Here is a 14,696-nt window from a genome sequence, read left to right as displayed (position 1 = left end):
CGCCCCTCAGTAACGAGATGGCAGTGCGGCTTTTTTGCTATTCAGAGTAACGCTTTCTTATTCTGGGGATAAAAGTCGATATGGTTCAGACTTTTAATGCATAAATATTGTCCACATACTCAATCAGGATGATAATAAATATTAACTAAATTGTTAAAAGTATGAACGTCATGGACTCGACCTATACCATCATCATTGCTGATGACCACCCTCTCTTTCGCAACGCCCTGTTTCAGTCAGTTCATATGGCTATCAGCGGTGCGAACCTGCTTGAGGCTGATTCTCTCGATGCCTTACTGACTCTACTAAAAAAAGAAGATGAACCGGATCTGTTACTTCTCGACCTTAAAATGCCGGGAGCAAACGGGATGTCGGGCTTAATTCAACTACGTGCTGAATATCCAGATTTACCAATTGTGGTGATCTCAGCCAGCGAGGATGCTAGCGTTGTCACTCAAGTGAAGAGCCACGGTGCCTTTGGCTTCATTCCTAAGTCGAGTGATATGCGTGAATTGGTCAGTGCACTGAATCAAGTGCTGAATGGCGACCCGTTCTTTCCTGAAGGGCTTATCACCAATAATGCAGCCTGTAGCGACCTTGCGGAAAAGCTTTCCACACTGACACCTCAGCAATACAAGGTGCTAGGGATGCTTTCAGACGGCTTGCTGAACAAGCAAATCGCGTATGAATTGAATGTTTCGGAAGCGACTATCAAAGCACATATGACAGCCATCTTCCGTAAATTAGATGTGAAAAACCGAACTCAGGCGGTTATCTTGCTACAAGAAGTCCACAACTAAACTTCACTTATATCCTCTTCTAAAGTCGTCTTTGGTAAACATAAACCCAACCTGACGACTTTATGATCATCTATCTCTGCAACCACCCAAGTAATGTCATGCCACATAAAGCTATCACCTAATACAGGGTGTACACCAAGCTCTCGCTCAGCCAATTGTTTTAGCGTCATTTCTCGCTCTTCTTCCGAGCCCAGTTCAATACCATAACAATCACTGACCGCTGCAACCGATAGTTCAACATCCAAGAAGAAATCACCAAAGAATCGAGCGGCCTCTTCAGCTAGAGGAGCCTCACTGAATAGCGCACTTAAACTATCTAGGTCTTTATCTTGGCCAAGCACACAGAGAATATCGTTCGCCTCTAACACGGTGCTACCCGATGGGTGAAGCAAAGCATCTTTTCTAAACAGTGCCGTAATTCGTGTCCCTTCAGGCATAGACAAACGCTTAAGCGGTTCACCAACACACCACTTTTCCTCTTTCAGCTTGTAGACAAACATCTCCCACTCACTGGTCGGATAAATCTCCATGCCGGTACGAGAAATCGGTGTTGGTGTCGGTGGTAAGGTCACCTGAGCCAACCTCGCAACTTTCATCAAGCTACCGCCCTGAACAATCAGCGAAACCATAACCACGAAGAAGGCGATATTAAAGTAAAGCTGAGCATTGGGCAGGCCAGCCATCATCGGGAACACCGCCAAAATGATCGGCACAGCGCCACGTAAACCTACCCAAGAAACAAACCAACGTTCTTTGGTGGTAAAGCTTCTGAACGGCAGTAAACCCAACCAAACAGACAACGGGCGAGCAAACAAGATCATACCGAAAGCCAATGCTAACGCAGGAAGTGCAATGTCCATCAATGTCGATGGTGTAACCAATAGCCCCAGCACCAAGAACATCACGATCTGGCTTAGCCACGTCATGCCATCAAGAACATTAAGGATAGAGTGTCGAGAGCGAGTTGGACGATTACCAATGAACAGACCGACTAGGTAAATCGATAAGATGCCACTACCACCAAGCATGTTAGAGAACGCAAACAGAGCCACGCCCCCGCTGAGCACCAGAATCGAGTAAAGGCCATCGGCCAGCTGTACTCGGTTAATTAGACTCCATAAAACCCAACCGCCACCGATACCAACAAGGGTGCCGATACCAAACTGCATCGCGAAGCTTTTGAGTAGGAAGTTCATTCCCATCTCGGCATCTGGGGTACCCAGTAGCGCAATTAAAGTCACAGTCAGGAAAACAGCCATTGGGTCATTGGTACCGGATTCGATCTCTAGGGTTGAACCAACACGTTCATTGAGGCTCTGCCCTTTCAACAAAGAAAATACCGCAGCGGCATCAGTCGAACCCACAATCGCACCAACTAAGATACCCTGCATCAATGACAGATCGAACAGCCAAGCCGCCATTAAGCCCGTTAGGGTTGCAGTACACGCGACACCTATCGTCGCCAGCGAGAGCGATGGCCAAAACGCAACCTTGAAGCTTGCGACCTTGGTTCGCATACCGCCATCAAGCAGGATCACGGCAAGCGCGAGGTTACTCACCAAATAAGTCAGTGAGTAATCATCAAAATTAATGCCACCGGGTCCATCTTCACCGGCTAACATGCCAACGAAAAGGAAGATCAAAAGAATCGGAACGCCCAAGCGAGAGGACACTTGCGAAAAAAGCACACTGATGGCGATGAGCACCGCACCAGTTAAAAATAAGTGGTTAATGGTTATTGCGTCCAATTCGTCCCCCCAAAGAATAAAACTCGAGCCTTAAGCCTGTTGATCTTTTGCCACTAGCTTGTTGATCTTCTGCCGTTAAGCAAGTCACGACCGGTGAAAGTACCGTAGTTACTATAACAAACTTATGTTTCGCTTCGTGTCATAGGCAGGACTAAATACCGTTTCTCAGTCATTTAGTTGTTAAATTTTATGACTCGCACTCTAATTCATCCCTTTTTGTTAGACCTTTGGCTAATTTAACATCATTGCAACATCACGTTTTTCTATGGTTCTGTCTCCTAGCTCCCATATTTCAGGACATTAGCGCTAATAGCGTCCCGACTAAAGTTGCACAGATCCCTTGACTTATCCTTGCTACATTCTAAATCGTAACATTACGTTAACACAGCAATTTCTACAGAAACGGTTTCTACGAAAACGGAATTAAAGGAGAAGGCAATGGCGTTCGAATCTACGGAACATGCTCAAGCCTACTGGAAGGAAAACTTGGGAATAATGGGAACACTACTCGCTGTCTGGTTTGTGGTGTCTTATGGCGCTGGCATCTTATTTGTGGATGTCCTAAATACCATTCAATTTGGCGGGTTTAAGCTAGGTTTTTGGTTCGCTCAACAAGGTTCAATTTATACCTTCGTGGCGTTGATATTTATTTACGTTGTTCGCATGAATAAGCTGGACAAAAAATACAACGTACAGGAAGACTAGAGGCTAGAACATGGATATTCAAACTTGGACGTTTATTCTCGTCGGTATTACTTTCGCAGTCTATATCGGCATCGCAATCTGGGCTCGCGCTGGAACAACGAGTGAATTCTACGTTGCTGGCGGCGGCGTACACCCAGTAGCAAACGGCATGGCAACAGCCGCTGACTGGATGTCGGCAGCATCATTCATCTCAATGGCAGGTATCATCTCATTCGTTGGTTACGACGGTGCTGTTTACCTCATGGGTTGGACAGGTGGTTATGTACTACTTGCGCTATGTTTAGCACCTTACCTACGTAAGTTCGGTCAGTTTACGGTTCCTGATTTCATCGGTGAACGTTACTACTCGAAAACAGCACGTATGGTAGCGGTATTCTGTGCAATCTTCGTATCATTTACGTACGTTGCGGGCCAGATGCGTGGTGTTGGCGTTGTATTCTCTCGTTTCCTAGAAGTTGATATTAACCTAGGCATCATCATTGGTATGGGTATTGTGTTCTTCTACGCAGTGCTTGGTGGCATGAAAGGCATCACTTATACGCAGGTAGCTCAATTCTGTGTCCTCATTTTCGCCTTCCTTGTTCCAGCAATCTTTACCTCAATCATGATGACAGGTAACCCACTTCCACAAGTTGGTATGGGCTCAACGCTATCAGGTACAGATGTATACTTACTTGATAAACTGGATGGACTAACAGAAGAGCTCGGATTTACCGCCTATACCGAAGGTAACAAGAGCATGGTAGATGTATTCTTCATCTGTGCAGCTCTAATGGTAGGTACTGCCGGTCTTCCACACGTAATCATTCGTTTCTTCACGGTACCAAAAGTACGTGATGCTCGTATCTCAGCGGGTTGGGCACTACTGTTCATCTCATTGCTATACACAACAGCACCAGGCGTTGCAGCCTTCGCTCGTGTAAACATGATCGAAACGATTAACGGCCCAGACATGCAAGGTGTCGCAGCTGCAGAAGCACCAAGCTGGTACAAAAACTGGGAAAGCACTGGCCTAGTTGGTTGGGAAGATAAGAACGGCGATGGCAAAATGTTCTACTCGGGCGATGAGCGCAACGAGATGAAGATTAACCGTGACATCATCGTACTGGCTTCTCCAGAGCTAGCAAAACTACCAAACTGGGTTGTCGCACTGCTTGCAGCCGGTGGCCTAGCAGCCGCACTATCAACAGCCGCGGGTCTACTATTGGTAATCTCAACGTCGATTTCACATGACTTGTTGAAGAAAGGCTTCAGACCAAACATGACCGACAAGCAGGAGCTGTTAGCCGCTCGTTTAGCTGCCATGATCGCGATTGTAGGTGCAGGTTACTTGGGTATTAACCCACCAGGCTTTGTAGCACAGGTAGTAGCGTTTGCCTTCGGCTTAGCCGCAGCATCCTTCTTCCCAGCGATCATCCTAGGTATCTTCTACAAGAAGATGAATAAGGAAGGCGCAATTGCAGGTATGTTGTCAGGTATTGCCTTCACAGCAAGCTACATCATCTACTTCAAGTTCATTAACCCAGCAGCAAGCACACCGGAAAATTGGTGGTTTGGTATCAGCCCAGAAGGCATCGGTACGCTAGGTATGTGTCTAAACTTTGTAGTATCAATTGCAGTGAACAAAGTGACCGCGGAAGTTCCTGAAGATGTACAAGAGATGGTTGAGAACATTCGTTACCCGAAAGGTGCTGGTGAAGCTCACGACCACTAAGCACTACCACGAAACAAAGATGTTTAGCAAAAAAGAATCAGTACTTACATTGTAGGGATTAGGTACTGACTCAAGAAAGCCGATACGTCATGTATCGGCTTTTTCTTTTCCCCTCCATTTTATAAAAAGATAAACAAAGGGTTGTTTTTAAAACCCCATTTGATAATAATTATCATTAACATCTATTAAAGAGATGCAAATAATGATGAAAGAACAGCAGAGTCTCTATTCGAGGTTTTACAAAGCACAAGATCGCTTTGCTTCATTAGAGCAAGTTCAAGGCCATGAGCCGTTTGTGATTCGAGACTACATCGAGTGTGCACTAACGCTTTCCGCTTACTATGAAAAGCATGCCGCCCAAGAAAACATCTTGTTGTGCGAGCTGTACCTGCGCCAAGTTTTCTTCCATTTGATAGAAGCGATTGAGTCTCCAGAACGCAGTTTCGCCTTTCGTCATATCTGCCTAGACTCTATTCACTCACCACTATTTTATTTGAAACGCCACTACTGCCAGCAGCCTCAAGGCCAAGCGCGTTTTTTGAATCTCAGCCAAACACTACAACAAGTCCAAGCCCCACTTGGCTAACAAGGATAGAAGATGACCCTACAATTTCGGATAGAAAAAGACAGCATGGGCGAAGTGAAAGTTCCTGCCGATGCGCTATACCAAGCTCAAACTCAACGTGCCGCTGATAACTTCGCGTTTAGTTCACACAAGATGCCAACCAGCTTCATTCAAGCACTGGCGTTAATTAAGCTGGCCGCCGCCGATACTAATGCTCAGCTAGGTTTACTGGAAGGTGATATTGCCAACGCGATAGCCGAAGCCAGCCAAGAGATCATCGATGGTAAACACCTCGAGCAATTCCCTATTGATGTCTATCAGACGGGCTCTGGCACCAGCTCTAACATGAATGCTAACGAAGTGATTGCGACACTCGCTTCAAGAAGCCTGCAAGGAGACGTGAACCCGAATGATCACGTAAACATGGGGCAAAGCAGTAACGATGTCGTGCCAACAGCAATTCAAGTCAGTGTCGCTTTGATGGCAGAAAATAAGCTACTGCCTGCACTTACCCACCTTTCTGCGGCACTTACCGTAAAACAGCATGAACTTGCTGAGGTAGTCAAAACTGGCCGTACCCATCTAATGGATGCAATGCCGATTACCTTTGCTCAAGAGCTTGGTGGTTGGAAATTTCAGATTGAACATGCCAAGCAAGCGATAGAAAGCAGCTTGCCAGCAGTCAAGGCGCTTGCTCAAGGTGGCACAGCGGTTGGTACGGGGATCAATGCCGACCCACGCTTTGCCGATAAGTTTGCAAGTAACCTGTCTCAATCGACAAAGATCAGTTTTACCTCGAGTGAAAACTTCTTTTTTAACCTCAGCAGCCAAGACGCGATCGTTGCGCTGTCAGGTCAGCTCAAAACTGCAGCAGTTGCGATCATGAAGATCTCAAACGATCTTCGCTGGATGAACTCAGGCCCACTGGCTGGCTTAGGGGAAATTGAGTTGCAGGCTCTACAGCCGGGTTCATCTATCATGCCTGGCAAGGTAAACCCTGTAATTCCAGAAGCTGCAGCCATGGCGGCGGCTCAAGTAATAGGTAATGACACCACCATTACGATTGCAGGCCAATCGGGTAACTTCCAATTGAATGTGATGCTGCCCGTTATTGCTCATAACGTATTAGAAAGCATAGAGTTGTTAGCAAACAGTTCAGTCGCACTGGCTGATAAAGCGATTTCTACCTTCACGGTACGCCAAGACAACCTCGATTTGGCACTGTCAAAGAATCCAATTCTGGTGACCGCACTTAACCCTGTGATTGGCTACTTGAAGGCGGCTGATATTGCCAAGAAAGCTTACAAAGAAGGCTTACCAATTCTGGATGTAGCAGAAAGAGAAACCGATCTAAGCCGAGAAGAGCTCAGCAAGCTGCTTGATCCAACCACACTCACTCAAGGCGGTATCGCGGGTTAAAGTAAATCGGTCATCCATAACCGAGCGAACAGATCGAAAAAGGCCTCTGCTGAGGCCTTTTTAATATCTAAGAGTTAATTAAACTAACTCACCCGATTCAATACTGCTCTGAGTTTTAAGGGTTTCACTGGCTTGGCAATAAAGCTAAAGCTGTTGGCCTTTATCGCTGCCAACATGTCATCGGTTCTATCTGCACTGATGATGACACCTTCAAAAGAATCTCCAAGGCGCAAACGACACTGCTGCAATACTTCGAGCCCCGTTCTGCCATTATCTAAACGGTAATCAGAGAAAATCACATCCGGCTGCCAATCATCATCGAGACACTTCAAACTTTCGACTAAGTCGACGGCGGTCTTAACCTCACAGCCCCATCGCCCTATCAAGTTCTCCATACCGACCAAAATTTCTCGCTCATTATCGACACACAGTATTTTCAGATGTTCGATGTCACTGGTCGCCATGGGCGTCGAAGCTTGTACAACCGGAGCCACCTGCTCTGCTCTCGCTAAGGTGATGGAAAAGACGCTGCCTTCTCCCGGCCATGAACGCATCGAGATTTGATGACCAAGCACATGAGCAATCCCTTTAGAAATCGCCAACCCTAATCCCAACCCCTGATCGGCACGAACTTGACTACCACGCGTAAACTCTTCGAAGATCTCTTGTTGCTTGTCTTCATCGATACCGGTTCCGTTATCCCACACATCAATTCGTACCTGACCATTCACTCGTCTCGCACCGAGTACCACTTTTCCTTCCGGGTTATAGCGAAACGCATTCGTTAAAAAATTCTGAATCACTCGTCTTAATAACTTAGGGTCAGAGTGAATAAACAGTGACGATGGAATCATCTGAAACTGTATTTTTTGCTGTGTCGCTAAAGCGCTAAATTCTGCATTCAGGTTGGTCAGTACATCATGCACGGCAATCGCGTGAATGTTGGTTTCTAATTTTCCTGACTCCAATCGCGAGATATCAAGCAGGTCGCCAATCAGATCTTCAGCCGCACCCAACGCACTTTCGATATGAGAAGAAAGCTGCTTCTCCTCTTGTTCTTTTGCGACCTCAGATAGCGAAGAAGCAAACAAGCGAGCAGCATTTAATGGCTGCATCAAATCGTGACTAACAGCCGCAAGAAAACGACTCTTAGATTGTGATTCTTGGTCAGAAATTTGCGTCGCCTTTACCAAGCGATGGTTAAGCTTCTCGAGCTCTTGAGTTCGTTCATGGACTCTCGATTCCAAGCTTTCATTGGCATCTTTTAGCGCTTGCTCTGCTTGTCGGAATACCGTGATGTCGGTAAAGCTCATGACGAAGCCACCACTTGGCATTGGGTTACCTTGCACCTCAATCACTCGACCATCAGGACGAATACGAGATGAGGTGTGTCGCGTGCCTTGCTCAAGGTGATAAACACGGCGTCGAACGTGATCTTCTGGGTCGCCTGGGCCACATAAACCTTGCTCTGCATTGTGACGAATTACATCTGAAATGGGTCGACCCACCTGAATTAAGCCAGCAGGGAACTCAAACAGTTCTAAGTAACGTTGATTCCACGCCACCAGCCTCATTTGTTTGTCAATTACTGCAATGCCTTGACCAATATGTTCAATCGCACCTTGCAGTAAACCACGACTGAAATCGTACAATTCAGAGGCTTCATCAACGATGGTCGCAACTTCCTCAAGCTGCATATTTCTGCCCTGCAAGGCCGAAGTAAGTACTAACTTAGCTGAAGATGCACCGAATACACCAGCGAGCACACGTTCTGCATGTCGAATCAGGCTTGCGGGCGCTTGTTGGTTAGGAAGTAGCGGCTGCCCGTGCTGTTGCCAATAACTCTGTAAGGCACTTTTCGCACGCTTACGCCCCACAAAACGAGACGCCAGCATCTCTAATTCAGCGACAGTCACACGGCTTTGATAGAGGCTGATATTCTCATTTTCTGGTAATGGGGTACCAATAAAAGCAGCCGATTGTAAGCGCTCACTTAGGCTTGGGCGAGTTGTCATCGAAACCACGGCATAGCACAAGGTATTGAGCACAATACTCAGCACAATGCCCCAGTTCGAGCTGCTGATATCCCAACTGCTGAGCAACTCTGGTGGCGTAATAATCCACAGTAAAAGGTTACTTTCACTATCGCCCGCCAGCATGCTGGTTTGGCTCATCAGGGTGATCAGCCAAATCAACGAGCCCACCATTAAGCCGACATAAACCCCCTTCCGGTTGCCCGGACGCCAGTACAAACCACCAATAAGTGCTGGCGCGAATTGAGCAATCGCCGCAAAGGAAAGAAAGCCAATCGCCGACAGTGAGTGAATGGTATCGAGCGCTTGATAGAACAGCCAAGCACCAAGTAACAGCAGTAAAATCAACCCACGCCGAATCACCAGCAACATGCCAGAAAAATGTCGATGGGTTCTTTGAGTTAGGCGCATACGGCGCAGCAGCAATGGCATCACTAAATCATTCGATACCATGATCGCTAATGCGATGGTCGAGACAATCACCATGCCACTCGCCGCCGAAGTACCTCCGAGGAAAGCTAACAAAGCAATGTGATTCGCACCTTCTGCCATTGGTACACTGATCACGTAAGTATCAGCCGGCATGTCGGTGAGCAGCCCTTGTCCTGCCCAAGCAATTGGCAGCACAAACAGGCCCATCAAAATCAGATAAAGTGGAAACAACCAGCGAGCGGTATGCAAGTCTTGAGGACGTTCGTTCTCAACCACCATGGTGTGGAATTGGCGCGGCAGACAGACAATCGCCAACATGGTCAAAACGGTGTGAATAATTAAGGTCGGAATATTGGGCGATTCGTAGGTGGAAGCCGCCACATCAAACAAGTCAATTTTGTCACTGCTCATCGCCAGGTAGATAATAAACAGGCCAACAATCAGGAATGCCGCTAGCTTAACAATTGACTCAAACGCCACCGCCATCATCATGCCACGGTGATGCTCTGTGTTATCGATGTGCCGAGTACCAAACAGCATGGTAAAAATGGCCAAAGCACCGACCACAAACCAAGACACGTGATAATCCTGATAGCCGAAATCAGACGCTAGGTTTGGCGCAACAATATCTAGCCCCATCGTAATACCACGCAGCTGTAGCGCGATATAAGGAAGAATACCGACCACGGCAATCACGGTGACGGCAACAGCCAAGCCCTGAGATTTTCCATAACGAGCCGCGATAAAGTCGGCAATTGAAGTGATGTGTTCACGCTTTGCAATCAGGATCAACCGCGCCAAGATCCGCCACCCGAGTGTAAAGACCAGAATGGGGGCGAGGTAGATGGGTAAAAAGGACCATGGGTTATTGCTCGCCTGTCCGACCGTTCCATAGAAAGTCCAAGAGGTACAATACACTGCAATCGAAAGGCTATAGATCCATGGCCGCCAACGCGATAGCCAACGAACCTGCCTGTCTCCATACCAAGCGATCAGAAATAACACGCCCAAATAGGCTAAAGAGACTGGAATTACTATCCATCCTTGCATTAAAAACCCTTTTTCATCCATAAAAAAACCTCTCCATAAGGGAGAGGTTTCATTTAACTAAGGATGGGTCATTAACTCAATCGAATCGCTTAAATTCTGTGCTTCAGACTCTAATTATCAGCATTTGCTGTTAGATTCTAATTGTTCCGAACCTGATTGATTAATCTCAACCACTGAACTTCTCTCGTCCAACTTAATGAACAGAGCAAGAGCACCCATCGCGGCCATACCCCAGAAGATGTTTGCCCCCCAAAGCTCATAGCCCCAACCACTTAAGGTCGTCATTAGTGCGATAACAGCTCCCAATGGGATCGCGTTATACAGAGCTTGCAACGCGACCATTTTATTCTGTTCTTCTGATTGAATGTATTGAATAGCTGCGATGTGCGCCATAGCAAACGTCACACCATGCAGCATTTGCACCATAACCAAGGCGAAAATCGCCGTTGTTGATGCGGTAATCCCCCAACGAGCCATCACACCGATTGCAGCTACCACGAACAGAGTACGCATTGACCAGCCAGAGAATAAGCGCTTACTGAGAGCAAACACAGCGACCTCAGCAACAACGCCTAGGCTCCATAAATAACCAATAATCGCTTCTGAGTGACCGGCTTCTTTCCAGTAAATCGCACTAAAACTGTAGTAAGCCGCATGGCTACCTTGCAGCAACGCCATCAAGGCCAAAAATTTAACCACAGACGACTCACGCAGTAACTCACCTAATTTTGGTCGCACTGCTTGTTTCTCAGATTGCGTTACTGGCATCACGTTAGGGTTTCTCATCGCTAACATTAACGACAACAGCACACCAGCAAGCGCTGTATACAAAATCATATCAGTACCGAACTGTGCGACTAAATAACCCACCACGGTTGAACCCGCAATAAAAGCAATCGAACCCCATAAACGAGTGCGTCCATAGTCAAGCATCTTAAGACGACTGTAATGGTTAGCCATTGCGTCAGAAAGAGGGATAACCGGCCCACAACACAGGTTAAACAGTACTGTTGCCAACAGCATCAATAAAAAACTGCCTCCAGTGAAGAAGTGGAAGCCAACAAATAACAATGAGGCGAAGCTCAACCAGCGCAGAGCGGGCAAAAGATTCTCTACGTTATGGATGCGCGGCGTAATCACAAGGTTAGCAACACAGCGAGTCGCAAAACCAATACCAATCAATACACCGATGTCTCCTGCAGAAACGCCTTGGTCTTCAAACCACAACGCCCAAAATGGCAAGTACACACCATACGCAAAAAAGAAACCAAGAAAATACTGAGATATCCATCCGTAAGGAGAGGGGCTAAACATAAATAACCTATAAAGTGTGCGGAAAAAGGCGGCTCCAATTATGCCTATCTAGAGTAGGATGAAAAAGGGAATTATTACTGGGATAGCATTCCTATATTTAATTAGCCTAGATATCACTTATCACTTATCACTTATCACTTATCACTTATCACCAAGCTATATCACGTTCGTCGATATCTAGTCTGCATTTAGACTAAAGTCGTCTGGAGCTTCGCTGGTATTTTGTCAGACTGATTAAAGACTCCCACTTCTTGTGATGCTTATGCCTGAAAAATTTAATATGCAGCACCCACCCTTCGATAGCCTGTCCGATACGGAACAATTGAAGCTTCGCTCTTCATTAGACGTGGTGTATTACCGCTCTCAAGAAGTGATACTGGAAGCAGATAGGCCGAGCAGACACCTGCATATCCTGATCAAAGGAGCCGTTGAAGAGCGCGCGAGCAGTGATGGTGAGATTTACGCACATTACGCCAATGACGATATTTTTGATGTGCGCAGCCAGTTTGAACCTCACACCAAACATCAATATATCGCACTCGAAGACACCTTAAGCTACCTACTGCCTACCGATGTTTTTCTCGATCTTTATCACGCCAATGGTCAATTTTCCGCCTACTTTGATAGTAACCTGTCGACACGGAAAGCTCTGATTGAGGCCGCTCAGCAGCAACAAAACCTTGCCGAGTTTATATTGACCAAAGTGGATGACTCTATCTATCACCCACCACTGATTCTTGAGCCAGGGCAACCCATCAACCAAGTAACTCAAATCCTAAAAGAGCAAGGCTTAGACTCGGCGCTGGTTCATTTAGACGACAAAGGCATAAAAGATTTTGGTTCAGGCTCCTTACCGTATGGGATCGTCACACGAACCAATTTATTGCACGCTGTAATGCTCGATAACTTCCCACAGGATACGCCCGTTGGCGAGATTGCAACATTTCCGGTGATGCACGTAAACCAAGGGGATTTCTTATTTAATGCCATGATTACCATGACCAGAAATCGAGTGAAAAGGTTGATGGTTTGTGATGGTAAAAATGCGGTCGGCATGGTGGATATGACACAGATTCTCAGTGCATTCTCCACACACTCCCACGTTCTCACTTTACGTATTGCGCGCGCCACCAGCGTTGAAGAATTGGCAATGGCCTCTAACAAACAGCGTCAACTGGTCGAGAGCTTGCTCAGTAATGGGATTCGCACACGCTTTATCATGGAACTGATTTCTGCGGTCAACGAACAGATCATAGAGAAGGCTTTTGAGTTGGTGATCCCACCGGCACTGCATAATCATTGCTGCCTAATCGTATTGGGTTCCGAAGGCCGTGGGGAACAAATTCTCAAAACCGATCAAGACAACGCACTAATAATTCAAGATGGCTTGGAGTGGCATCAATGCCAAAGTGCCATGAACGACCTCACCCACACCCTTCAACAATTGGGTTACCCACTGTGCCCGGGCAACGTGATGGTCAACAACCCGAAATGGGTGCATTCAGAACAAGAGTGGAAACAAACCCTTACCCATTGGGTAAAAAAAGCCACGCCAGACACCGTGATGGATATCGCGATCATGGCGGATGCACACGCCGTTGCGGGGAATAGAGAGTTATTAAAACCTGTAAAGCAGCACCTCAGTGATTTAATGCTCGGACAGGAATTGATCCTAACGGAATTCTGCCGCCCGGCGCTGAACTTCTCGGTTCCCCTCACCCTATTTGGCAATGTGAAGCAATCCAAGTCAGGGCTCGATATCAAACAAGGTGGTATTTTCCCTATCGTGCATGGTGTGAGAGCGCTTTGCCTAGAGCATGGTGTCACGGTCAACAACACCTTCGAACGCATTGAGCAACTGGTTAGCAAGAAAGTGCTTGAGCAAAGTACTGCCGATAATCTCAGTGAAGCACTCAAGCAATTCTTTAAGTGGCGCTTAGCCCAAAGGCTTTCTCAACAGCACAGCAGCAACAAGATTAACGTTAAACTGATGGAGCGAGCAGACAGGGATCTGCTTCGTCATAGCCTGCACGTGGTGAAGAAATTCAAGCAATGGCTCGGCTACCATTATCAGATACGGGATTAGGCGATTGAACGATGAATAGGTTGGTTCGCTATTACTGGCATCACAAGCTCAAAGGCTCCCTCTATCAGCCTCTGTTTACTGCGCCTATTGATCATGAATATGTATCGCTTGATTGTGAAACCACCAGCCTCGACCCCAATCAGGCAGAATTAGTCACTATTGCTGCGACCAAGATCATCGGTAACCGAATCATTACCAGCCAACCTTTTGAAGTCCGATTGCGCGCCCCGCAATCACTCGATTGCAATTCAATAAAAATCCACCGCATTCGTCATCAAGATCTAAAGCATGGCATCGAAGAAAAACAGGCTTTAATCGAGCTACTTAACTTCATTGGAAATCGTCCTTTAGTCGGCTATCACATCCGCTATGACAAAAAGATTCTCGACCGCGCCTGTTTAAAACAGCTTGGATTTCCACTGCCTAACCGATTAGTCGAAGTGAGCCAACTCTACCAAGACAAACTCGAAAGACAGCTGCCCAATGCCTATTTTGATCTCAGCATGGACGCCATCTGTCGCCAGCTCGATTTACCTATCCCGGTCAATAAACATGATGCATTACAAGACGCTATCTCTGCTGCGCTGATCTTTGTGCGTCTGAAACATGGTGACCTGCCCCGTTTCAACTCTTCTTATTCTTAATTCAACCACTGGCGCTTCACATAGAGAGCAACATCTCAAAAATGAACTTAACTCGCTATTTTGTAAGTGAAAAGCAACGTCTCATCCTAAAGTCTAATTGTGGAAATCGCCGTCCTAGTCGAGAGTGATAACACAACGACGGTTCTGTAATAGACCTAGAAACTGAACACAAAGGAAGTTGCCAGT

General features: G+C 46.7%; 10 protein-coding genes. 7 read left to right on the top strand and 3 right to left on the bottom strand.

Translation table 11 applies throughout. The annotated features are described in order from the left end of the window. The first annotated feature begins 170 nt into the window (after positions 1-170). Entirely contained in the window at positions 171-800 is a 630-nt protein-coding gene (locus ACED28_RS07495) for a response regulator transcription factor (protein WP_012604978.1), read from the top strand. Here ACED28_RS07495 and ACED28_RS07490 read toward each other — a convergent pair. Next, on the bottom strand, positions 797-2,548 hold the full coding sequence (locus ACED28_RS07490; RefSeq protein ID WP_122047169.1) for a potassium/proton antiporter: 1,752 nt from the start codon (positions 2,546-2,548) through the stop codon (positions 797-799). The genes ACED28_RS07495 and ACED28_RS07490 overlap by 4 nt on opposite strands. A 438-nt stretch (positions 2,549-2,986) precedes the next feature. Here ACED28_RS07490 and ACED28_RS07485 point away from each other — a divergent pair, with 438 nt between their 5' ends. From ACED28_RS07485 to ACED28_RS07470, 4 genes are all read left to right on the top strand, one after another. Continuing rightward, entirely contained in the window at positions 2,987-3,253 is a 267-nt protein-coding gene (locus tag ACED28_RS07485) for a DUF4212 domain-containing protein (protein ID WP_009844701.1), read from the top strand. 10 nt (positions 3,254-3,263) lie between these two features. After that, complete coding sequence (locus ACED28_RS07480) at positions 3,264-4,967, top strand: sodium:solute symporter family protein (protein WP_009844700.1); 1,704 nt, start codon at positions 3,264-3,266, stop codon at positions 4,965-4,967. Between the two features lie 202 nt (positions 4,968-5,169). Further along, positions 5,170-5,553 carry a hypothetical protein gene (locus ACED28_RS07475; RefSeq protein WP_017096527.1) on the top strand — a complete coding sequence of 128 codons (384 nt, stop codon included), beginning with the start codon at positions 5,170-5,172 and terminating at the stop codon, positions 5,551-5,553. A gap of 12 nt (positions 5,554-5,565) precedes the next feature. Then, positions 5,566-6,951, top strand: coding sequence for a class II fumarate hydratase (locus ACED28_RS07470; RefSeq protein WP_371709576.1), 1,386 nt, complete (start codon positions 5,566-5,568; stop codon positions 6,949-6,951). Between the two features lie 83 nt (positions 6,952-7,034). Here the strand turns inward: ACED28_RS07470 and ACED28_RS07465 are convergent, their stop codons facing one another. Continuing rightward, positions 7,035-10,466, bottom strand: a complete 3,432-nt coding sequence (locus ACED28_RS07465; RefSeq protein ID WP_371709575.1) for a PAS-domain containing protein — start codon at positions 10,464-10,466, stop codon at positions 7,035-7,037. Between the two features lie 117 nt (positions 10,467-10,583). Continuing rightward, on the bottom strand, positions 10,584-11,780 hold the full coding sequence (locus ACED28_RS07460; protein ID WP_017101054.1) for a 3-phenylpropionate MFS transporter: 1,197 nt from the start codon (positions 11,778-11,780) through the stop codon (positions 10,584-10,586). A 256-nt stretch (positions 11,781-12,036) separates the two neighbouring features. Here ACED28_RS07460 and ACED28_RS07455 point away from each other — a divergent pair, with 256 nt between their 5' ends. Together ACED28_RS07455 and ACED28_RS07450 are read left to right on the top strand one after the other, a co-directional pair. Beyond that, entirely contained in the window at positions 12,037-13,866 is a 1,830-nt protein-coding gene (locus ACED28_RS07455) for a DUF294 nucleotidyltransferase-like domain-containing protein (RefSeq protein WP_371709591.1), read from the top strand. Positions 13,867-13,877: 11 nt separating this feature from the next. Further along, complete coding sequence (locus ACED28_RS07450; protein ID WP_017062708.1) at positions 13,878-14,510, top strand: 3'-5' exonuclease; 633 nt, start codon at positions 13,878-13,880, stop codon at positions 14,508-14,510. Positions 14,511-14,696 lie beyond the last annotated feature (186 nt).

The organism is Vibrio sp. 1F253, assembly GCF_041439295.1.
Taxonomy (GTDB): Bacteria; Pseudomonadota; Gammaproteobacteria; order Enterobacterales; family Vibrionaceae; genus Vibrio; species Vibrio tasmaniensis_A.
This window is presented reverse-complemented; position numbering and strand designations above follow the sequence as displayed.

Bases quoted from the DNA above. Each gene is read 5' to 3' on its own strand.
- ACED28_RS07495 (WP_012604978.1), top strand. From the start codon at position 171: ATGGACTCGACCTATACCATCATCATTGCTGATGACCACCCTCTCTTT.
- ACED28_RS07485 (WP_009844701.1), top strand. From the start codon at position 2,987: ATGGCGTTCGAATCTACGGAACATGCTCAAGCCTACTGGAAGGAAAAC.
- ACED28_RS07480 (WP_009844700.1), top strand. From the start codon at position 3,264: ATGGATATTCAAACTTGGACGTTTATTCTCGTCGGTATTACTTTCGCA.
- ACED28_RS07475 (WP_017096527.1), top strand. From the start codon at position 5,170: ATGATGAAAGAACAGCAGAGTCTCTATTCGAGGTTTTACAAAGCACAA.
- ACED28_RS07470 (WP_371709576.1), top strand. From the start codon at position 5,566: ATGACCCTACAATTTCGGATAGAAAAAGACAGCATGGGCGAAGTGAAA.
- ACED28_RS07465 (WP_371709575.1), bottom strand. From the start codon at position 10,466: ATGCAAGGATGGATAGTAATTCCAGTCTCTTTAGCCTATTTGGGCGTG.
- ACED28_RS07460 (WP_017101054.1), bottom strand. From the start codon at position 11,780: ATGTTTAGCCCCTCTCCTTACGGATGGATATCTCAGTATTTTCTTGGT.
- ACED28_RS07455 (WP_371709591.1), top strand. From the start codon at position 12,037: ATGCTTATGCCTGAAAAATTTAATATGCAGCACCCACCCTTCGATAGC.
- ACED28_RS07450 (WP_017062708.1), top strand. From the start codon at position 13,878: ATGAATAGGTTGGTTCGCTATTACTGGCATCACAAGCTCAAAGGCTCC.